At 75.5% G+C, this 318-nt stretch carries 1 protein-coding gene; it reads left to right on the top strand.

Features of this window, described 5'->3' with window-relative positions:
- On the top strand, positions 1 to 318 hold a 318-nt coding region (locus JHD82_RS29330), incomplete at both ends, for a hypothetical protein (protein WP_199140430.1).

Here is a 318-nt window from a genome sequence, read left to right as displayed (position 1 = left end):
CCCCCCCCCCCCCCCCCCCCCCCCCCCCCCCCCCCCCCCCCCCCCCCCCCCCCCCCCCCCCCCCCCCCCCCCCCCCCCCCCCCCCCCCCCCCCCCCCCCCCCCCCCCCCCCCCCTTTTTAATGATACCGCGACCACCGAGATCTACACTGTTCGCATTTCGTCGGCAGCGTCAGATGTGTATAAGAGACAGCTGCAGGCGTGGAGGCATCGCCCCTGCTGGTGCCGGCGACCGGCTTGCCGGCCGTCTTGCCCTCGGGTTTGAGGCCCTCGCCACCGATGGAGATCAGCGGCAGCCCGCCCGTCTTGTCGTTGCCCAT

The organism is Delftia sp. ASV31 (genome assembly GCF_016428765.1).
Lineage (GTDB): Bacteria > Pseudomonadota > Gammaproteobacteria > Burkholderiales > Burkholderiaceae_C > Comamonas > Comamonas acidovorans.
The sequence above is the reverse complement of the archived record's forward strand: the minus strand, read 5'-3'. Positions and strand labels throughout refer to the sequence as shown.